Annotated in this window: 18 protein-coding genes and 1 pseudogene; 8 read left to right on the forward strand and 11 right to left on the reverse strand. The window is 68.3% G+C overall.

Translation table 11 applies throughout. The features are described from left to right. Window positions 1-9: 9 nt before the first annotated feature. Genes ACSDHM_RS10600 through ACSDHM_RS10615 form a run of 4 tightly spaced genes read right to left on the reverse strand, consistent with a single transcriptional unit; the run spans window position 10 to window position 1,917 of the window. Window positions 10-435 (reverse strand): DoxX family protein, encoded by a 426-nt coding sequence (locus tag ACSDHM_RS10600; protein WP_005417004.1) that lies wholly within the window; start codon window positions 433-435, stop codon window positions 10-12. Window positions 436-437: 2 nt separating this feature from the next. Continuing rightward, window positions 438-1,094, reverse strand: a complete 657-nt coding sequence (locus ACSDHM_RS10605; protein ID WP_005417006.1) for a hydrolase — start codon at window positions 1,092-1,094, stop codon at window positions 438-440. Beyond that, window positions 1,091-1,534, reverse strand: coding sequence for a helix-turn-helix transcriptional regulator (locus ACSDHM_RS10610; protein WP_072167487.1), 444 nt, complete (start codon window positions 1,532-1,534; stop codon window positions 1,091-1,093). The genes ACSDHM_RS10605 and ACSDHM_RS10610 overlap by 4 nt, the downstream gene beginning before the upstream one ends. Window positions 1,535-1,584: 50 nt before the next feature. Next, the gene (locus ACSDHM_RS10615; RefSeq protein WP_439426258.1) at window positions 1,585-1,917 is read right to left on the reverse strand and encodes a hypothetical protein; all 333 of its coding nucleotides are present in this window, start codon (window positions 1,915-1,917) and stop codon (window positions 1,585-1,587) included. A 96-nt stretch (window positions 1,918-2,013) separates the two neighbouring features. Here ACSDHM_RS10615 and ACSDHM_RS10620 point away from each other — a divergent pair, with 96 nt between their 5' ends. Next, window positions 2,014-5,043 carry a sensor histidine kinase gene (locus ACSDHM_RS10620; RefSeq protein ID WP_439426259.1) on the forward strand — a complete coding sequence of 1,010 codons (3,030 nt, stop codon included), beginning with the start codon at window positions 2,014-2,016 and terminating at the stop codon, window positions 5,041-5,043. After that, window positions 5,036-5,689 (forward strand): response regulator, encoded by a 654-nt coding sequence (locus ACSDHM_RS10625; protein ID WP_227838203.1) that lies wholly within the window; start codon window positions 5,036-5,038, stop codon window positions 5,687-5,689. Before ACSDHM_RS10620 ends, ACSDHM_RS10625 begins: the two co-directional genes overlap by 8 nt. A 575-nt stretch (window positions 5,690-6,264) precedes the next feature. Here the strand turns inward: ACSDHM_RS10625 and ACSDHM_RS10630 are convergent. Next, a complete protein-coding gene (locus tag ACSDHM_RS10630) occupies window positions 6,265-7,458 on the reverse strand; it encodes an MFS transporter (protein WP_439426260.1) in 1,194 nt (397 codons plus the stop codon). Window positions 7,459-7,551: 93 nt separating this feature from the next. Here ACSDHM_RS10630 and ACSDHM_RS10635 point away from each other — a divergent pair, with 93 nt between their 5' ends. Beyond that, window positions 7,552-8,481: a LysR family transcriptional regulator gene (locus ACSDHM_RS10635; protein WP_005417015.1), complete on the forward strand. Its 930-nt coding sequence runs from the start codon at window positions 7,552-7,554 to the stop codon at window positions 8,479-8,481. A gap of 88 nt (window positions 8,482-8,569) precedes the next feature. On the opposite strand, the gene ACSDHM_RS10640 is transcribed toward ACSDHM_RS10635, so the two are convergent. Together ACSDHM_RS10640 and ACSDHM_RS10645 are read right to left on the reverse strand one after the other, a co-directional pair. Beyond that, on the reverse strand, window positions 8,570-10,027 hold the full coding sequence (locus ACSDHM_RS10640) for an amidohydrolase family protein (protein WP_072167483.1): 1,458 nt from the start codon (window positions 10,025-10,027) through the stop codon (window positions 8,570-8,572). A gap of 54 nt (window positions 10,028-10,081) precedes the next feature. Continuing rightward, window positions 10,082-10,783 carry an ankyrin repeat domain-containing protein gene (locus ACSDHM_RS10645; RefSeq protein ID WP_088497337.1) on the reverse strand — a complete coding sequence of 234 codons (702 nt, stop codon included), beginning with the start codon at window positions 10,781-10,783 and terminating at the stop codon, window positions 10,082-10,084. 115 nt (window positions 10,784-10,898) lie between these two features. On the opposite strand from ACSDHM_RS10645, the gene ACSDHM_RS10650 reads away from it, so the two are divergent. Further along, the gene (locus tag ACSDHM_RS10650; protein WP_072167481.1) at window positions 10,899-11,780 is read left to right on the forward strand and encodes a LysR substrate-binding domain-containing protein; all 882 of its coding nucleotides are present in this window, start codon (window positions 10,899-10,901) and stop codon (window positions 11,778-11,780) included. 131 nt (window positions 11,781-11,911) lie between these two features. After that, on the forward strand, window positions 11,912-12,349 hold the full coding sequence (locus ACSDHM_RS10655; protein ID WP_088497338.1) for a DUF3806 domain-containing protein: 438 nt from the start codon (window positions 11,912-11,914) through the stop codon (window positions 12,347-12,349). Window positions 12,350-12,397: 48 nt separating this feature from the next. On the opposite strand, the gene ACSDHM_RS10660 is transcribed toward ACSDHM_RS10655, so the two are convergent. Further along, on the reverse strand, window positions 12,398-13,558 hold the full coding sequence (locus tag ACSDHM_RS10660) for an amidohydrolase family protein (protein WP_439426261.1): 1,161 nt from the start codon (window positions 13,556-13,558) through the stop codon (window positions 12,398-12,400). Window positions 13,559-13,741: 183 nt separating this feature from the next. Between ACSDHM_RS10660 and ACSDHM_RS10665 the strand changes: the two genes are divergently transcribed. Beyond that, window positions 13,742-14,386: a hypothetical protein gene (locus ACSDHM_RS10665; RefSeq protein ID WP_072167478.1), complete on the forward strand. Its 645-nt coding sequence runs from the start codon at window positions 13,742-13,744 to the stop codon at window positions 14,384-14,386. A gap of 79 nt (window positions 14,387-14,465) precedes the next feature. Here ACSDHM_RS10665 and ACSDHM_RS10670 read toward each other — a convergent pair whose 3' ends face one another. Then, entirely contained in the window at window positions 14,466-17,192 is a 2,727-nt protein-coding gene (locus ACSDHM_RS10670; protein ID WP_439426262.1) for a TonB-dependent receptor plug domain-containing protein, read from the reverse strand. A gap of 219 nt (window positions 17,193-17,411) precedes the next feature. On the opposite strand from ACSDHM_RS10670, the gene ACSDHM_RS10675 reads away from it, so the two are divergent. Then, entirely contained in the window at window positions 17,412-18,011 is a 600-nt protein-coding gene (locus tag ACSDHM_RS10675; protein ID WP_072167476.1) for a GNAT family N-acetyltransferase, read from the forward strand. Here ACSDHM_RS10675 and ACSDHM_RS10680 read toward each other — a convergent pair. Beyond that, window positions 18,008-18,787 (reverse strand): annotated as a pseudogene (locus ACSDHM_RS10680) (CDP-diacylglycerol diphosphatase). The gene ACSDHM_RS10675 and the pseudogene ACSDHM_RS10680 overlap by 4 nt on opposite strands. A 68-nt stretch (window positions 18,788-18,855) precedes the next feature. Beyond that, window positions 18,856-19,515 (reverse strand): decarboxylase, encoded by a 660-nt coding sequence (locus ACSDHM_RS10685; protein WP_134971855.1) that lies wholly within the window; start codon window positions 19,513-19,515, stop codon window positions 18,856-18,858. A gap of 170 nt (window positions 19,516-19,685) precedes the next feature. Here ACSDHM_RS10685 and ACSDHM_RS10690 point away from each other — a divergent pair, with 170 nt between their 5' ends. Then, window positions 19,686-19,982, forward strand: a complete 297-nt coding sequence (locus ACSDHM_RS10690) for a hypothetical protein (protein ID WP_005417035.1) — start codon at window positions 19,686-19,688, stop codon at window positions 19,980-19,982. Window positions 19,983-20,057 lie beyond the last annotated feature (75 nt).

Consider the following 20,057-nt stretch of genomic DNA (forward strand, 5'->3'; position numbering starts at 1 on the left):
GATCGTGACTCATGCGAATTCTCCCGGAAAGCGTTGGCCGTCCAGCGCCCAGGCGCCGGGGCCGGCCAGCGCGAGGGCCAGCAGCACCGTGGTCCACATCAACGGGTACTCACTGCCGCCGCGCATCCAGAACCAGCCCTTGGGCAGGGCCAACAGCACGGTGAAGCCGATGAAGGCAGCCGCTGCAAGCGCAGCGATGCGGGTCTGCCACCCCAGCAGCACGGCCAGCCCGGACAACACCTGCAGCAAGGCCAACAGCAATGGCAACGGTGCCACTGCCGGCAGCCCGAAACCGCGCAGCTCGGTGGCGAAGCCGGAAAGCCCCGGCCCCCCGAACCAGCCGAACAGCTTGCCCAGCGCGTGCGGCAGCAGGAAGCCTCCTGCCGCCACGCGCAGCATCAGCAGGGCCAGGTCGAGGCCATGGCCGGCAACCATGCTCAGTGCCCGCCTTCCTGCGCACCGAACATCCGCTTGGCGTACTGGATGCCGATGCCGTAGCCGCCGGCGTGGTCGCGCGCAATGCCGGTGGTCAGGTCGTAGGTTTCACCCCGTGCCCAGTCGCGCTGCAGTTCGAGCAGGTACTGCACGCTGGTCATCGGCACCGCGCCGGCCTGCACCATGCGGGTAATCGCACGCTCGTGCGCTTCCTCGCTGACATCGCCACAGGCATCGGTGATCACATACACCTCAAAGCCCTGCGCCAGCGCCGACAGTGCCGGGCCGACGATGCAGACGCTGGTCCACAGGCCGGCGATGACCAGACGGCGCTTGCCGATGCGGTTGATCTCATCGATCACAGGCTGGTCTTCCCAGGTGTTCATCGAGGTGCGATCGAACACCGTCTGGCCCGGAAAGATCTGCGGCAGTTCCGGGAACATCGGCCCGGAGAACGATGCTTCGGCGACTGTGGTCAGCACGACCGGTACATTGAAGCCCTTGGCGCCCTTGCCGATCAGCGACACGTTGTTGCGCAGCGCGGAGATGTCGATGGTGTGGGTGGCGAACGCCATCTGCGACTGGAAGTCGATCAGCACCAGGGCGTGGTCGGTCGGCGACAGCAGCGCCGGGGCGGGAGTGGCGGTGGCAAGGCTCATGGGTGGACTCCGTTGGAAACACGATCAAGGGGATGCAACAGGGCGGCATCGCCGGCAACGTACTGGCCGGGGCTGCAGCCGGTCTCCGCGCGGAAGCTGCGGACGAAATGGCTCTGGTCGAAGAAGCCCAGCTGCTGGGCCAGGCAGGCCATCGGCAGCTGCGCGCCCGGCAGCAGCTCGCGCGCGCGCTCGATGCGACGGCGGCGGACATAGCGCAGCGGGCTGGCGCCGGTACCGGCGCGGAACAGGCGTACCAGATGGAAGCGGCTGACGCAGGCGGCCGCCGCCAGCTCGGTCACCCGCAGCGGCTGCGACAGATGCTCATCGACATAGCGCAGGGCGCGCTGCAACGCGGCGGCCTGTTGCGGTGCCAGTGAAGCGGCGGGCGGATCAGGCGGGAAGAGGGTGGCCATGCGGGACGCCGCGAAGGGGTGCCCCATGGTGCGTGACCCCTGCGTGATGCCCTACCCCCGTCGGTCGAGGCCAGCACCTACCCGAATGGGGGAGGCCGACGGCCGAGCAGGCGGCGCCCGAACAACCGCGCATCCAATGAATAGGCGCCAGGGCCCAGCATCAACAGCGCCAATGGCAGCACCGCCTGCGGCCACGGCGCCTGCTGCGCGAACATGCCCACGGCCGCCATCAGCGCCGCCAGCGGCGTCAACGCACCCAGCACGAGCATCAGCACTGCCAGCAGGCACAACGCCGACCACCCGCCCGCCTGCATGCCGGGCGTCAACAGCGCAGCGGACAGGCACAACCGCAACCACAGCAGGCCGATGCCCGGACCGCGGTCGGGGAACATCACGAACAGGCGCTGCATGGCGGGGCTCCGGAGGGCATGCCGGCGTGATAGCCGACGCCGGCGCACGCCGCCTACCCCGTTCGGGTCACCCCGGACTGCCCCACACCTGCCAGAATGCGCGCCATGCGTGGCCGCCCCTTCCCGTCCGTGCGTCGCTTGCCGACGCTGCTGACGTGCCTGCTGCTGTTGACCTCCCTGCCCGCCTTTGCCGTGCAGCGCCCGCCGGTGAGCGGCGGGCTGCCCGATTACGAACACACCGCCTGGCGTGTCGGCCAGGGCGCGCCGGGCGATATCTGGGACATTGCCCAGGACCGTGAGGGCCTGTTGTGGCTGGCTACCGGCTCGGGCCTGTACCGCTTCGATGGCCGTCGCTTCGAACGGCAGGCAGCGCCCGCCGGCAGCCAGTTCCCATCCACCAACATGGTCACGCTGGCGCATGCCGCCGGCGGTGCGCTGTGGATCGGCTACTTCCAGGCCGGCATCAGCCAGTTCACGCATGGGCAGCTGCGCAGCTACGGCCGCGAGCAGGGGGTGCCGGTCGGCGTGGTCCCACGCTTCAGCCAGGATCGCCAGGGCCAGCTCTGGGAGGCGATCAATGGCGGGCTGCGCCGCTTTGACGGACATCGCTGGCAGCCACTGCCGGCCGCTGCCGGCCTGCCAGAGCGCCGTGCGCAGTGGGTGCTGCACGACAGCCGGGGCAGGTTCTGGGTGCTGGCCGACCTGAAGATCTGGATGCGTGCGGCGGGCCAGACCGCGTTCGAGGACACCGGCATCGCGGTCTCGCAGATGGCGACGCTGGCCGAAAGCCCGCAGGGTGAAGTATGGCTGGCCGACCGGGTGCGCGGCACCTCGCCGCTGGCCAACGCGCAGGGTCTGCTGGCGGCCGGCGAACGTGAGGCGCGGCGGTTGCCGGAACTGGTTGCTGCGCGCCTGCAGTTCACTGCCGATGGCGCGCTGTGGGCCACGATGAGCCCGCACGGCGGCGTCGCCCGCATCACCTTCGACGGCACCCGGGCCGTGCGCATGGAACGCTTCGATACGCCGCAAGGACTGACCGCCACATCGGCAGTGCCGATCATCGTCGATCGCGAAGGCAATCTCTGGGTCGGCACCAATCTCGGCCTCAACCGCTTCCGCGCACGCAGCGTGCACGCCCTGGTGGTCGGCCCGAGCGATCCCTACCGCTCGCTGGTACGGGCCAGCGATGGGCGCGTGTATGGCTATGGCGAAGACCTCAAGCCCTACGACCTGCGGCGCCCCCTGCTGGATGGCAGCGCCACGCAGCTGCAGGCCGCCGCGCGCCAGGCACCCACGCCGATCTGGCAGTTCGACTGGGTCAACCTCGCGCGCACGGTCGCCGGCCACACCACACTGATCCCGCTGCCGGCGCCGTTCACCGGGCAGCCGCTGCATGCCCTGTTGTTCCCCGATGACGGACAGGCCTGGGTCTGCGCCGGAGAACGCGGGGTGCTGCACTACCAGCATGACCAGTGGCAACGTGAAATCCGCCTGCCCGAGCAGGCCTGCTCATCGCTGGCGCTGGATGCCGATGGCCAGCTGCTGCTCGGCTATGCCGATGGCCGCCTGCGCCGCCTGGGTGCAAATGGCACCGAGAGCTTCGGCGCCGGGGACGGCCTGTCGGTAGGGCCGATCACCGCGATGCTGCACCACCGGGACCTTCTGCTGGTCGCCGGCGAAGCGGGGCTGGCGGCACGGCTGGGCAACGGCCGGTTCGTCCCGGTGCGCACCGACATGGCCGGTGTCCTGGAGGGCATCACCGGCATGGTCGCCGATGCCAATGGACACCTGTGGCTCAACGGCAGCCGTGGCCTGGTACGGATGGAAAGCGGGTTGCTGCGCCGTGCCCTGCGCTCCGGCCTGCCAGTGACGCCACGCCTGTTCGATGCCATCGACGGCATGCCCGGCATCGCCCTGCAGAGCGGACCGATCGCTACCGCCGCCCTGGCCGACGACGGCCTGCTGTGGCTGGCCACCAACCAGGGCCTGGCCTGGCTGGACACCACCCGCTCGCACGTCAATACGATGGCTCCCAGCGTGCGTATCGGCGAGGTGCTGTATGGCAGCGAGCACGCGCCGCTACGCGATGGCCTGCGCCTCCCGGCAGGCACCAGCCAGCTGCAAATCGATTACGTGGCGCTGTCGTTGGCACGTCCGGAGCGCAACCGATACCGCTACCGCCTGTCGGGCGTGGATGATGGTTGGCAGGACGCGGGCAGCAGCACACGTGCGTATTACACCAACCTCGCGCCCGGCGGCTACCGGTTCGAGGTGGAAGCCGCCAACGAGGACGGCATCTGGAGCACCGCACCGGCCAGCCGCAGCTTCCGCATCGCTCCCACCTTCGTGCAGACCGTGTGGTTCAAGCTGCTGTGCACCGCCGCCGTGCTTGCACTGCTGGTGCTGGCGGTGCGCATCCGCAGCGGGCAGCTGGCCGCACTGTTCCGCGCGCGCCTGCAGGAACGCAATGGCGAGCGCGAACGCATCGCGCGCGACCTGCACGACACCCTGCTGCAGGGTAGCCAGGGCCTGATCCTGCGCCTGCACGCGATCAGCCAGTCAGCGCAGACACCAGAGCCGGTGCGCAGCCAGCTTGAGTCAGCGATGCAGCTGGCCGAGCGCAACCTGGCCGAGGGTCGCGAGCGGGTCAATGCGCTGCGCGAGGGGCCGTTCGCGGGCCGCGACCTCGCTTCGGCACTGGCCGACGTGCACGCCGAATACGCCGGGCATGGCATCAATCCCCTGCGCCTGACCGTGGAAGGCGCGACGCCACCGCTGCAGGCCGACGCGGCCGAAGAGGTGTTCCTGATCGGGCGCGAGGCCATCCGCAATGCGTTGCGCCATGCCAATGCCAGTGCCATTGAAGTGGAACTGTCCTATGGCACGCGTTGTTTTCTGCTGCACGTGCGCGACGACGGTGCCGGCATTGCCGACGAGAACGCCGGCCATGGCCATTGGGGCCTGCAGGGCATGCGTGAGCGCGCCCAGCGCCTCGGCGCGGAACTGCAGCTGTGGACCCGCCCCGGGCTGGGTACCGAAGTCGCGCTGGCAGTCCCGGCCCGGCGGCTGTATCACCGCCGCCGATCGCGTTGGCATTGGCCCTGGAGTAGAGAAAACCATGACTGAGTCCCCTGCCCCGATCGGCGTGCTGGTGGTCGACGACCACCCGCTGCTGCGTGATGGACTGGCGGCACTGCTGGGCGCTCATGCCGACCTGCGCCTGCTCGGCGAGGCCGCCGATGGCGAGGAAGCCATCGCACGCTACCAGCAGCTGCAGCCCGACGTCGTGCTGATGGACCTGCAGATGCCCCGCCTGGATGGTGTGGAAGCCATCGTGCGGATCCGCGCGCTGGACCCACGCGCGCGCATCATCGTGCTGACCACTTACCGCGGTGACGTACGTGCGGTGCGGGCGCTGCAGGCCGGCGCCAGCGCGTACCTGCTGAAGGACATGCTGCGCCATGAACTGGTCGACACCATCCGCATGGTCGCCGGCGGCCGGCGCGCACCGATTCCCCCGGCGGTGGCAGCCAGCATCGCCGCGCACGTGGTGGAAGATCGCTTGTCGCGGCGCGAGACCGAGGTACTGCGGCACGTGGCCGGAGGGCTGTCGAACAAGCGCATCGGCGAGCGCATGCAGATTTCCGAGCAGACGGTGAAGGCGCACATGAAAAGCCTGATGGACAAGCTCGGCGTGGGTGATCGCACGCATGCGGTAACCCAGGCACTGCGGCGCGGCATCATCAGCCTGGACGACAGCGGTCACGATTAGGGGGGGGGGGTTCGGCAGGGCTTGCAGCCCTGCACCTGCTGGCCGGCAACTTCAACAGCAAAATCAAAAGCGCGCTCTCCGTGGAATGGCGCGGCGGTGTCGGAGTACGGGGACGCTGCAAGTACGTCCCTGTAAGCTTGGCAGCCGCATCCATGCGGCTGACACCCCGCACTCCGACACCGCCCCACCTCTGACAGATTCCGATGGCGGTTGGTAGGTGTCGACCTTGGTCGACACTTCTGTCAGATATCGAAATCAATCAGGGGTCAGATCCGTTTTCCTCCGGAAAACGGATCTGACCCCAAGAGCCATTCCAACAGAAGGCGGGGTGGGTCCGGTTGCGGGGGCGTGAGCGCCATGGATGGCGCGACCGAGCCCCCATGGGTGAGGGCGCTTCGCTTGCGAAGCATTGCTTCGCAAGCGCCCGAACGCCCAGCCGCCAGCGGCTGGGCCGGACTGGGGATTCACGGCGTCCCCCGCAACCGGACCCACCCCGCCTCCCTACAGGAACCCCGCTGTTGCTGTTGCTGTTGCCTCCAGCAGGTGCAGGGCTGCAAGACCTGCCGAACAACCCCCTACTTCAAACGCAGTGCCAGGCTGCCGCCCGCACACACCACCGCCAGCCAGGCCACGCCGTGCCACCCCCACTGCGCCAGCGCCAGGCTGCCCAGCGCACCGCCGGCGGCCATGCCGATGAACATGCCGGTGAACAACAGCGCATTGAGCCGGCTGCGTGCCGGCGGCACCAGGCCGTAGACCAGGGTCTGGTGCGCCACCAGCGCCGACTGGAAGCCGAAGTCGAACAGCAGCGCACTCACCACCAGCAACGGCAGCAGCGCGGCGGCCGGCAACCAGCCTTCGGCCAGCAGCAGGCCGAAGCCCAGCAGCGCCACCGCAATCGCCAGCCGTGCCACCGCATGGCACCCCAGTCGATCAGCGAAACGGCCGGCAAACGGCGCGGCCAATGCACCGGCCGCACCCGCAATACCAAACGCACCCGCCGCCGCACTGCCCAGCCCCAGGCGGGCATGCAGCATCAGCGCCAGGGTCGACCAGAACGCACTGAAGCCGGCCGCCAGCAGCGACTGGCTGGCCACTGCACGTCGCAGCTGCGGCTGCTCACGCCACAACGCCAGCAATGAGCCCAGCAACGCCGGATAGCGCAGCGTGCTGGTCGGCGCGAAACGCGGCAGTGCACGCGCCATCACCGCGCCCATCGCCGCCACCGATACCGCCGCCAGCACGAACTGCGTGCGCCAACCCCACGCTTCAGCCACCACACCACTGACCACCCGCGACAACAGGATGCCGAGCAGCAGGCCGGTCATCACCCGGCCGACGATCTGGCCGCGCTGCGCATCCGGTGCCAGCACCGCAGCGGCGGGAACGATGTCCTGCGCCAGCGTTGCCATCAGCCCGACCAGCAGGCTGGCCATCAACAGGCCCGGCAGGTGCCCGGCCATCGCGGCGGCGCCCAGTGCCAGCGCCAGCAGCGCGGACTTCAACAGGATCAGATGGCGGCGGTCGAAGCGATCGCCCAGCGGTGCCAGCAGCAGGATGCCCAGTGCGTAGCCGAGCTGGGTCAGGGTTGGCACCAGGCCGGCGGCGCGCTCACCGGCGCCAAGGTCCTGCGCGATCAGGCCCAGCATGGGCTGGCTGTAATACAGCGACGCGACCGAGAAGCCGGCACCGGCCGCCATTGCCAGCACCAATGGGGCGGAAGGCACGGTCGCCGGTGCGGCCGCAACAGACAGCGAGGGGGTAGACATGGGGGAGCCCCGTAGAGGAAGTGGGCGTATCCTGCCTGTATTCGCCAAACGTCTGTAGTAGGCTCTGGCACATATACTTCATACGCCACACGCATGAATGACCTCGCCACCGGCGCTGATCGCCTGGATCTGCTGCGCACCTTCCTGCGCATCGTCGATGCCGGCAGCCTGTCTGCTGCGGCCCTGCAGCTGGGCACCACCCAGCCGACGGTCAGCCGACGCCTGCAGGCACTGGAGCGGCAGCTCGGCCTGCGCCTGCTGCAGCGCTCCACCCATGGCCTGCAACTGACCGAGGACGGCCTGCGCTGCCAGCGTCATGCGCAGCGCGTGGTCGACGAATGGGAGTCGCTGCAGGCCGAACTGAACGGCGAACCGGAAACGCTGCGCGGACGCCTGCGGGTGATGGTGCCGCACGCCTTTGGCCAGGCGCAGCTGCTGCCGACCATGCTCGCATTCCTCGCCCAGCACCCGCAGCTGAGCCTGGAGTGGATCCTGGAAGATCGGCGCCCGGATTTCATCGCCGAAGGTATCGACTGCGCGGTCCGGGTGGGCCCAGTCGACGAACCGCGCATGGTTGCACTGCCGCTCGCGGAAGTGCCGCGCATCGTCGTGGCAGCGCCCTCGCTGGTGGACGCCACGGCGGTCAGCACGCCGGAACAGGCACAGTCACTGCCGTGGATCTCGCTGGTCACCTACTACCGCGAACGCCTGCTGCTGCATGACGCGCAGGGACGCGCGCATACCCTTTCGATCAGCCCGCGCCTGCTCAGCGACAACCTGTTCGTGGTACAGCAGGCTGCACGCGCCGGGCTGGGCGCAGCGGTGGTCTCGGCCTGGCTGGTGGCCGACGACCTCGCACAAGGACGGCTGGTGCAGCTGCTGCCGGACTGGCAGGCGCCGGCACTGCCGGTCCACGTCGTGTTTCCTGCCGCGCGCCAGCAGCCGCCACGGCTGCGCGCCTTCATCGATGCGATGAAGGCCGCGTTGCCGCAGCTGCACGGAATGCGGCCGGCACCGCGCTAGGTCACCGGCCGCATCATCCACGCATGGCGTGGATCTACTGAGGGTACGGTAGATCCACGCCATGCGTGGATTCCGTCCAACCCCGCAATCAGTCAGCTTTCGCCGCCTCTGCATTCCACGCCGCGACCTTGGCCTTGGTGTCGGCCAGCATCTTGTCCAGCGCGGCGCGGTCATACACGTTGCCGCGCAGGATCACGCTGTCGATCTTCTCGGTGGCGGCGATGTCCTGCAGCGGGTTGGCGGTCAGCAGCACCAGGTCGGCGGCCTTGCCCTGCGCGACACCACCGTAGCGGTCCATCTGGCCGAACCAGGCCGGGCCGGAACGGGTTGCGGCCGACAGCGCCTGCGGCGCGCTCAGACCCTCCTTCACGAACAGCTGCAGTTCCTGGTGCAGGGCGATGCCCGGGAAGTTGAACGAGTTGAGGAAGCCCGCATCGGTGCCGGCAATGATCGTCACGCCCGCCTCCTGCAGCAACGGCAGCACGGCCGCCACCTGGTGGTACTGCGCGTGGCGCGCCTCGATCTGTGCCGGCGTCGCCTTCGCGGCTCGGTCCACGCGCCACTGGTAGGTCGCGCGCAGGCCCGGGCCGATGTAGGCCAGGTACGGATCGTTGGCGTGGTCATCCTGGTCCAGGAAATCGAGGATACGGCCACCGTTGAGGGTCGGGGTCACGAATACGCCGCGCTTGGCGAAATCACGGTAGGCGTGCATCGCGGTGTCACGGTCGAAGCTGGCGTCGAGGCGGCGATTGGCTTCCGCGCGGTCGATGCGGCCGGCGCCGAAGTCGGCGGCGATCTTCGCTTCGTCCTTGCTGCCGGCCTTGAATGCGTAGTCCAGGTGCTCGATCGAGGCCAGGCCGGCATCGACCGCCTGCTCCACCGTCAGCGCCATCGGAATGTGGCCCGAGGCCTTGAAGCCGGCCTTGCGCGCGGCGCTGGCCGAATACAGGAACAGATCCGGCTTCAGCGTGCTGTCGGTGATCTTCACGAAATCGACCTTATCGTGCTGCAGTCGGGTGATCGCCTTGTCGACGTCGGCCTCGCTACCCACTTCGATCGTGCCCTTCCAGACCGGCTTGATGCCTTCGATCTTCGCGCCCGAGCTGAGCAGGCGCGGGCCGAACAGCGTGCCCCTGGCGATCTCACCACGCCACTGCAGCACCTGCTCGGGCAGATCGCCGGAACAGTCACGCACGGTGGTGATGCCGTGCGCGATGTACAGCGGCAGCAGCGCCTTGTTCTCTTCGATCAGCGCCGGGCCGCCACCGAAGTGCACATGCATGTCCCACAGGCCCGGGATCAGGTATTTGCCCTTGGCATCGATCTGGCGGGCCGCGCTCCACTGGCCGCGCAGCTGCGCGTCCGGGCCCACCGCGACGATGTCCTCGCCGCGGATCACCACGCTCTGCCCGGCCCGCGCGCTGGCGTGCTCGACGTCGACCACGATGGCATTGCGGATCAGCAGGTCGGCGCGCTCGGCAGCAGATGCCGACAGCGGCGCCACCGCAAGAAGGATGGCAAGGGACAACGGGCGGGAACGGAACATGATGGACAGCATCCTGGTAGGCACGGCCAGCGTGCGGGTGGAAGGAGTAGCGGTTCAGCGCGCCGCGCCGTGCTGGCGCAGCAGGGTTTCAATGCCGGCATAGCCACGCTGGCGCGCGTGCGCCAGTGGCGTTACGCCATCGCCGTCGGCCAGCTCCGGGTCGGCACCGGCCTCCAGCAACAGCTGCACGATCTGCACATGGCGTTCACCACCGTCGCCAAGCAGGATCGCTTCCAGCAGCGCGGTCCAGTGCAGGCGGTTGACGTGGTCCACCGCCACACCTGCACGCAGCAGCATGCGCACGGTGGTGACGTGGCCGCGCTCGGCGGCCGGAATCAACGCAGTGCCCCCATAGCGGTTGGTGCTGCGCAGATCGGCGCCGTGCGCCAGGGTCATCGCCAGGATCTCATCCAGGCCGCGCGCGCCGGCATACAGGTAGGCACTGTCCTGCAGCGCATCCTTGGCATTGACGTCCGCCCCGGCCTCGATCAGTTCGCGCGCGGCATCCACGTTGTTGCCCTGCGTGGCCAGCAGCAGCGCCGTGCGGCCCTGGCCATCGCGCGCCTCAAGATCAGCACCATCGGCCAGTGCGCCGCGCACCGCCTCGGCATCGCCGCGGCTGGCGGCATCACGCAGGCGCGCGTCTGCGTCAGCTCTGGAGCTGGCAGTGCAGGCAGGGGTGACCATGGCCAGCAGACACAACAACAGCACGCGCGTGAACGGTGCAGGCCAGCCAGCAGGGCAATGGAAGCGCATCACGGTGTCTCCTTTTCTCCATCGCCGCAGGGCGATGGTCGCAGGGGCCGCGCATTGCCGGCCCCTGCCCCGCATGGTAGAAGTCGGCCTGGGTATCCAGAAGTGAAATGTTCAAATGCAAGACAGTGCCAAATCGAATAGAACCCTGTTCGAACTGGACCTGCTGCGGGCGCTGGTGATGGTGGCCGACTGCGGCAGCTTCACCACGGCGGCCACGCGCCTGCATTCGACGCAGTCCACGGTCAGCCAGAAGGTACGGCGGCTGGAGGAACTGGCCGGGCATCGCCTGCTCGAGCGCGGCCACCGCGATGTACACCCCACCGACGCCGGCCACACCCTGCTCGGCTATGCGCGGCGCATGCTCGACCTGAACGAGGAAATGGCACAGGCGCTGGCCGGCGCGACGGTGGAAACCGCGGTCCGCATCGGCGTACCCGAAGACTTCGTCAACCCGCAGACCACTCGCATGCTGGCCGCCTTCAGCCGCCGCCACCCGCAGGTGAAGCTGGAGATCAGCAGCGGCCTGAGCCGCGCCCTGGCACAGGGTTTCGACCACGGCGAGCTGGACCTGGTGCTGGTCAAGCAGCGCCGCAACAGCCGCCAGGCGGTGCACTGCCGCCGCGAGCCGATGCACTGGATCGACAGCCTGCGCAGCAGCTGCCTGCAGCAGGACCCGCTGCCGCTGGTCACCTTCCCGCCGCGAGGGCTGTACCGCGACGAGATGATCCACGCCGTGGAAGCGCTGGGCCTGCGCTGGCGCATTGCCTTCACCAGTTCGTCGCTGAGTGGCATCCAGGGCGCGGTGGCTGATGGCATCGGCATCAGCCTGCTGCCGCGCCGCGCGGTCACGCGCGAGCACCGCATCATCGATGGCGAGCGCGGGCTGCCGGTGATCGACAACTACGAAATCGGCCTGCTGCATCGTGCCGATGCCGATGATGCGGTGCGGGCACTGGCCAGCGAGCTGTGGCGGCAGGTACAGCGCGAACCGGATTGACCACGGTAGGTCCACGCCACGCGTGGATGCCTTACGCGCATTGATCATCGATATCTGATCAATCTTGCCGCACGGCAGGCATCATGGCCTCGTACAGTGCCCCTTGATTCCGTGCTCCACGGCGCCTCGCCATGTCCGACGAAACCCCGACCCGCTTCGATCCCCTGCCTGCGGCGCTGCAGACGCACCTGCAGCACCAGCGTGCACTGATCGCCGCGCGCGTGGCCGCCAGCTTCCCGACGTTGCCGGTGCAATGGCCGCTGGCCGCCAGCACATTGCAGCGCGTGGTCGATGCCGAACTGATCGATCGTGACGACTGCGGCGGCTGGGAAGCCCTGGGCGTGGCGTTCGGTGACACTCTGGCGCAACGCGTGCCGGGCCTGGCCTGGATGCAGGTCACCGATGCCTGGGGCATCGACGCGGTGCTGCGCCATGCCGACAGCAACTTGCAGATCGGCGCCGGCACCCTGCTGCTCAAGCGCGTGGAGCAGGGCGAGGTCATCGACATCGCCCATCTGCTGGCGTGGCTGGAAGAGTTCGTCGCCACCCGCGCAGACGATTACGCCTGAAAGCCGCCGGGCATGGCTCGGCACTACACGGAGCTGGCGCGGCGTGGTCTACAGCCAACGGCCATCCACCACTACCCGGCGCTGCACCGGCACCCCGGCCACGGCAGCCGGGCCATGATCGGCCCGCACGGCCACGAAAGTGGCCGGATGCCCTTCCACGAGACCGTATTGCGGCAGCCCGATCTCCTGCGCCGCATGGGTCGTGACCATGTCCAGCGCCAGCATCAGGTCGGCATCGGTGTAGAAGCCCGAGCGGTAGCCCAGCAGCATCGCCCGCTGCAGCAGATCGCCGTTGCCGTAAGGCCACCAGCAGTCGCGGATGTTGTCGTTGCCGGCGAACACGCGCACGCCCGCATCATGCAGTGCGCGCAAAGGCGGAAATGGATGATCACCCGGCGCGTTGCTCATGATCGCCACACCCGCCGTGGCCAGCGCCTCGCCCACCTGCAACGCGCGCGCCAGCGGCACGTCGCCCAGCGAGTAGGCATGACTGACCGCCACCCGCCCCTGCAGGCCAGCGGCCCGGGTCCGCGCGGCAATGCGCAGCAACTGGGCCAGTCCGGTTTCGCCGGGCTCATGCAGGTGGATGTCCAGGCGCACGCCATAGCGCTCGGCCAGGCCGAACAGCAGTGCCAGCTGGCCCTCAGCATCGCCATCCAGCGTGGTCGGGTCGATGCCTCCCAGCACCTCCACGCCCGCTGCAAGGGCCTGCTCAAGCACGGCGGCGGTACCCGGACAGGACATCACCCCGGCCTGCGGGAACGCCACCAGCTGGATCCGCATGATGTCGGCGCAGCGCAGCGCCGCCTCGCGCACCGCTTCGAGATGACGCAGGCCCGTGCTGCCGTCGATGTCGACGTGGCAGCGCATGGCCACCGTGCCGAAGCGGCTGCACTGGCGGATCAATGCCTCGGCACGGTCCACCATCGGCGCGGCACTCGCTACCGCGGCCTTCTCTACCGCCAACCGCTCACGCAGGCTGTTCACCGGTTGATGCGGGTGCCAGCGGTCGCCGACAAAACTCTTGTCCAGATGGATGTGGCCGTCGACCAGCCCGGGCAGGACCGCGAAGCCCTGCAGGTCGACGCATTCCGCCCCGTCGGCCGGCGAGGCCTCGCCATTGAGGCCACTGATGCGGCCGTCACGGATATGGAAATGCAGTGGCGCGCCGTAGCGGTCTACACCGCCATGGACGAACTGAAGCGTCATCGGAAACTCCGGGAAAGCCAAGCCATGGCGCCATCCTGAGCGCCGGCGCTGCCATCGGCCAACGAAATATCTGGATGGCACGCATTCACCAGAACGATGATTACCCTGCGACAACCGGTCGCAGCCACGCCGTGCACACGCCTGAACGGGTAACATGGGCGCCTGTTTCCGCTGTGATGCCGCATGGGCCCGTCCGACCGCCACGATCGCCTCCGCCGCTGGCAGGCCGCGTCCCTGCTCGCTGCTGCCCCGATGGCCAGCCTGTCCGCCGCCGATACGGCCGCCACCGCGCCGCTGCAGGCGCCGCCGGGCCAACAGCGCATCGCATCGGCTGCCCTCGTCGAGCGGTTGCACCAGCGTGTGCTGTCCGGGCAGAGCGCCACCGCCACCCTGGAACACTGGTGCGCCGAACACGGCCTGGCCGAACAGGCGCGGGTGCGCGCGGTGCGTGTGCATGGCCAGGACAAGCCTGCCCCTGCCGATGTGCTGCAGGCGCTGGGTGCGACGCAGCCTGGCACCGCGCTGCGCTACCGCCGGGTACAGCTGGTCTGTGGCAGCCGCGTGCTGTCCGAGGCCGACAACTGGTACCTGCCGGACCATCTCAGCCCGGCCATGAACCAGGTGCTGGACAGCACCGACGAACCCTTTGGCCGCGTGGTCGGCCCGCTCGGTTTCCAGCGCCAGACCCTGGCTGACCAGACGTTCTGGCCACCGCGTGGCGAAGGCGACGACGGCGTGGTCCTGGAAGTGCGCGCGCTGCTACGCGATCGCCAGCAGCAGCCCTTCAGCTACGTCATCGAGTCGTACCTGCAACAGGCCCTGCCCTAGCCGACCGGCGCGCGCCATCACCGCGGTGTCTAGACAGCAGAAGGCCCGGCATTGCCGGGCCTTCTGTCTGCCCGCCCGATCAGCGGAACCGGTAGTCCAGCCGCAGCCAGTACTGGCGGCCATACGGGTCGTAGTTGCCGACCGGGTAGAACGGCCAGCCGCCCCCGTTCCTGTCCGCCGGCGGGCGGCTGTCACGCAGGTTGTTGACGATCACGCCCACCGACAGGTTCTCGCCGAACTGGCGGAACACGCTGGCGTTGTAGGTCATGTACGGCGCGATGCGGCCACTGCCATCGGTCTTCGGCAGTGAACCGAAACGATTGCCGTACAGCGTGGTGGTCCAGTCGCCCTGGTTCCAGGTGATGCTGCCATTGGCCTTGCTGCGCCACTGGTAGTCATCCAGTGAATTGCGGATGTCACGCTCCGGATCATCGGAGAACTGCCGGTATTTATGCTCCAGCACCACGGTATAGGCCAGGCGCGTGGTGAAGCGGCCGTAGCGGCCGGCGTCGAAGCGCCAGTTGCCTTTCAGGTCCAGGCCGCGCACCGACTCGGAGGCCGCGTTGATCGGATTGATCAGCACGCGGGTTACCTGGTCCGGCTGCACCGTGGCATTGGACGGGTTGCGGATCACCCGCGACAGCGCGTCCTGGCACAGCGGTGAACCGATATCGCGCGCTTCGCCACCCAACGTGCGTCCCAGGCGGCAATCGGCTTCATCACGAAGAATACGGCTGGTGTCGAGGCTGGTGACCTCATTGTCGATGCGGATGTCGTAGTAGTCAGCACTGAAGTCCAGCCCGGACAGCGGCGACCAGACCACGCCGAACCCATAGGATTTGGCGGTTTCCGGCTGCAGCTGTGCGTTGGCACGGTTGCTGTAGTCGATCGACAGGCCGTTGTAGTCGCAGTTGTCGTACGACTGGCCTGCAGTACGGCAGCGCCAGTAATCGGTCATGCCCGGGTTGTAGCCGCGGGTCTCGGTGGCAAACACGTAGTTCATGTCCGGCGCACGGAAGCTGGTCGCAGCAGAGCCGCGGATCAACAGGCTCTCGATCGGGCGGAACTCGACGCCGAAGCTCCAGGTCGCCTTGCCGATGTGCTCGCCGCCTGCGCGGTACTGGTCGTAGCGGCCGGCCAGCGTGGTGGTCAGCGATTGCAGCAACGGCAACTGCAGTTCAACGCCGGCCGCATAGCGATCACGATCACCGCCGGCACCGATACCGGCGCTGGTGTTCCAGAACTCGCCGGTGCCCAGGCGCGGGTCCGGGCGGTTGCGGTAGCCCTGGCTGCCGGCCTCGACCACCGCCGCCAGCGCAGCATCGCCGCCCGGCAGTGCGAACAGGCGGCCATTGATGCTGGCGCTGAAGGTCTGCAGCCACGCCGCGTTGCGACTTTCCTGATAGTCGGACAGGCCCTCGTACTCGTTCGGAGTCAAAGGCTTGAACAGGCGCACCGGGTCCGGCGCATAGACCTCCACGCCATTGCGCACGCCCAGCTTCGGGCCCAGCAGGTACTCGTTGATGCCGGCCAGCAGCACCGGGCGACGGGTGCGGTTCTCGTAGCGCGAACGGCTGTAGACCGCCTCGTAGTCCCAGCCGCTGTCGCCGATCTGGCCGCGCGCGCCCAGGTTGAACGACCACGAGTTCTCCAGGAACCGATTGGCATTGCGCGGCAGGCCACCGATTTCCTCCGGCGCGAAGCGGCGGTACCAGCTCTCCAGGTTCCCGCTGTTCTGGTTGTAGAAGTAGTTGCGTGACGACGTCCAGGTCGGCGCACGCGTGTTGTTGTAGATGCGCGCGCTGCCCACGGCGACATCGGCGAACAGGTCGGTGGTGTCGTTGACGTGGAAGGTCAACAGGCCATAGCCATTGAGGTTGCGCTTCTGGGTCTGCACGGTCCAGTAGCTGGCGGCGGCCTCGTTGCTGCCGCAGTACCAGCCCTGGCGCGGGTTGTTGGCACGGAACACGCTGCCGCCATAAATGCCCGACGCTGCGTCGCAGCCGCTCACGCCCGGATCGATGTTGCGGCCGGTGGCAGCATTGCGGCGATAGGCGATCGCGGTCGCCTGCGGCGCCTTGCCGGCCGGATCATCGTCCAGTGAATCCATGAAGTCGCGTTGGCGCGCGTGGATCGCCTTGCGCACGTCGAACTCGAAGCCGAACAGCGCATCCCAACGCTCGCCGGAACTGCCACCGACCACCTGCGCCCGCTGGTTGTCACCCCCGCCCTGCTGGGTGCCGCCGGCGCGCACGTTCACGTCCACGCCTTCAAAGCGGTCCTTGAGGATGATGTTGACCACGCCGGCGATGGCATCGGAGCCATACACCGCCGACGCACCCGCGGCGAGCACCTCGATGCGCTCGATCAGGGCGCTGGGAATGTTGGCGAGGTTGACCACGTTCACCGAGCCCTCGTAGGCCAGCGGGTAGTCGGCCTGGCGGCGGCCGTTGACCAGCACCAGCGTGCGGTTCGGACCCAGTCCACGCAGGTTGATGGTGTTGGCGGCCGGCGTGAACGTATTGCCGAAGTCCTCGCCCTGCACGTTGCCGGTGTTCTCGGTCAGCGCGCTCAGCGCGTCGAAGGCATTGCGGTAGCCCTGCGCATCGATCTGCTCGCGGCTGATCACCGTCACCGGCGAGGGCCCCTCGACACTGGCACGGGGAATGCGCGAGCCGGTGACCTTCACTTCCTGCAATGTGGTGGGTGCGCTTTCCTGCGCGAAGGCCGGCAGCGAGACCAGCATCAGGGACGACAGCGCGAGCACCAGCGGACGCGGGCGCAACGCCTTGTGGGAGGCGGACATGGGCTTCCTGGGGGAGTGGGCGGGTGGTACGGGGGAGCCGTGGCCTGTGCGGCACATAACGATCCCGTAACGAAAGTGTCCTGAATGGGTGGTTTCAACGGAAATGACCAGCCCTGATGGGCTTATGCCTGAACCGAATCAGACCCCCGGCTCCGCTCACCGCATTTTTTGCAATGTTTTGAATGGTGCAGGGAGGCGGGCACGGCCATCGTGCCGGGGATGATGATCCCGTATCCCACCTCGCTTCTCCCCCCGTTGCGACCGGTGCTGCGCCGTCACCTGCTGCAGCTGCAGGCCGCACCGGTCACCCTGCGCCCGTTCCAGCGTACCGACCTGCCGCGCTGGCGCCTGTTCGATGATCGCCGCCGGCGCGGCCGACGCCATCCGGCGGGTATCGACGAGGAAGCCCGCTTCCTGGCCCACATGCACCGCTCGCGGCTGGAGCAGGACAACGATCAGCTGATGCTGGGGGTATTCGATGACGAGCACGGCACCGTGCTGGACCAGTTGCATGTCCGCCTGCAGTGCTTGCATACGCGCTGCGCCGAGCTGCTGTCGCTGCAGCATTGGCACCCGCACGCGGATGCAGCGCTGCGGGCGCTGTGCCCGTTCCTTTTCGAGGATGTGGGCGTGCACCGCCTGTTCGTGATGCTGCCACCGGACTGCAGCAGCCCGTTCGCCACTGCACTGCACGCCTTCGGCTTCGAACAGGAAGGGCTGCTGCGCGACCACCACCTGGATCTGGACGGTTGGCAGGATCGCCAGCTGCTGGCACTGACCGCGCCGGTCTGGCGCAGCCGCCAGCACCCCGAGAGTTAGCGGACCCGCTCCAGCGATGCACCTGCGCCGGTCAGCACTGCGCAGGCGTGGTCCTGCAGCTCTTCAGCGCTGGCCTCGTTGCCGGTGCCGGGGTCCACACGGGTGGCCAGCAGGATGAAACCCGGGCCACCCTGCACCGGATCCCGTCCCGCCACCACCAGGCTCCACTGGCCCACGTCGTCCACGCCGGCGAGGTCATAGGCCAGCAGATTGAGCGGATTGGCGGTCAGTTCCGCGCCCGGCAACAGGCGGGCCTGGTACTGATGACCGCGCAGCGGCACCGGCAACGGTGACCACTGGCTGCCCAGGGCAGCGGCATGCACGTCCAACGCCTGCAACACGTCGCCACGCAGGCAATCCACGTGGATATGCAGCTGGTGCTGCGAACGGCCGTGCGGCGAGTTCAATGCCAGGCTCGCGACGTTGCGCGGCAGCGGTTGCCGCAAGGCTTGTTCGGTGTGGCTGCGCGCCTGCCAGGCCGCAGCGAAGTAGTTCGGCGCCCCACGCTGGTAAAGACCGCGGTTCTCGATGCCACTTACCTTGTCCAGCGGCATCAGCAGGAACTGGTAGTCACCGTGTGCATCCTTGACCAGCACGTCACGGCGGCCGGTTGCCGTCTCTACCCGCAGGCAGCTGCCGCGCGGGCCGTCAGCTGCCTGGCAGTCACGCTCGATCAGGCGCTACAGCGCATCGGAATGGGCGGGCGGCGGAGGCGGCGCGCTCGCACAGGCGGACAACAGCAGCAGGGGCGACAGCAGCAACGGGCGCAGGGACACGGCGGCGACTCACGGAACAGGCACGGCAGGCGGTGCCGCGCTGCATTCTAGCCAGTGCGGTGCTGCAATCAGTAGGTGCCGAACGGCACTTCAACCACGATCGGAGCCACGCCCTCGCCCGCCTGCAGGGTGTAGCGGTCCAGTGCGCCATCATCTTCGGCGTGCGGCTGGCGCTGGAAATGCAGGGGATAACGGTCATCACCCAGGCGCACGGCGCTGCCATCGGCCTCCAGCGCGGCACCTTCGGGAATCAGCAGTCCACCCAGGTCGCTATAGGCCCCCGGCACATCGGTGAAACCATAGTCAGCCAGCTCATCCACGCGCTGCATCGCATAGACGTGCGGCAGGTAGGGGCGTGCCGGGCTGCGGCCATTGCTGAGGTCGGTCACCCAGGCCTGTGGCAGGTGGTATTGCTCGCGCAGTGCGGCCACGCCCAGCGACGGGCTGGCCACCTGCAGGCAGCACACCGCGCGCTTGCCCTCACGATCGACAATGGCGAATCGATCGCCACGAGTGGCGGCCTGCGGCAGCATCGCGAACGCCAGGTTGCGCTGAGCGGGTGCGTAGCCTGCCTCGGTCTGCAGGTTGCGCCAGGCACCGAACACCGGCGCTTCCGCAGCGGCGTCCGGCGCCGGTTCGATGGCAGAGGCGGCAAACGCCACGCCCAGCACCGACACCGCCAGTACCCTTCTCGCCCTGCGCTTGTCGCGCAAACTGCCTGCCGTCATAGCGTATCCAACACCTGCACCGGAATGGCCCGGCCTGCCCGCTGGCGTGCTGCCAGCCATCCCTGCCACTATGCAATGACCACGCTGTGCCGGCAATGACCGGAGTGCTGACGCCTTTCGCGCGACGGGTGCTATCGTTCCGCCCATCTTCCCTGCGCAGGAGCGCTCGCATGTCCGCCTTCCGTCTGTCCCTGCTACTGCCTGCGTCGGCCCTGCTGCTGTCGGCCTGCGTCAGCACCCCTGGCCCGCAGGTCAAGGGTACCGGCCACTGCGATGCCAGCCAGCTGGGCTGGGCAATCGGCCAGCCGGCCAACGAACCCAACATCCGCCGCTTGTCCAGCGAGAGCGGCGCCGGCCTGGTCAACCCGATCGGCCCCAGCACCATCACCACCAAGGACATCCGCCAGGATCGCCTGCGCGTGTACGTGGACAAGGACAACATCATCACCGCCACCCGCTGCGAGTAGGCGCTGTAGAGCCGAGCCCACGCTCGGCTGCGCTTCCGTGACAGCCGAGGGCAGGCTCGGCTCTACAGAAAACCC

The organism is Stenotrophomonas sp. T8 (assembly GCF_051853085.1).
Taxonomy (GTDB): domain Bacteria; phylum Pseudomonadota; class Gammaproteobacteria; order Xanthomonadales; family Xanthomonadaceae; genus Stenotrophomonas; species Stenotrophomonas sepilia.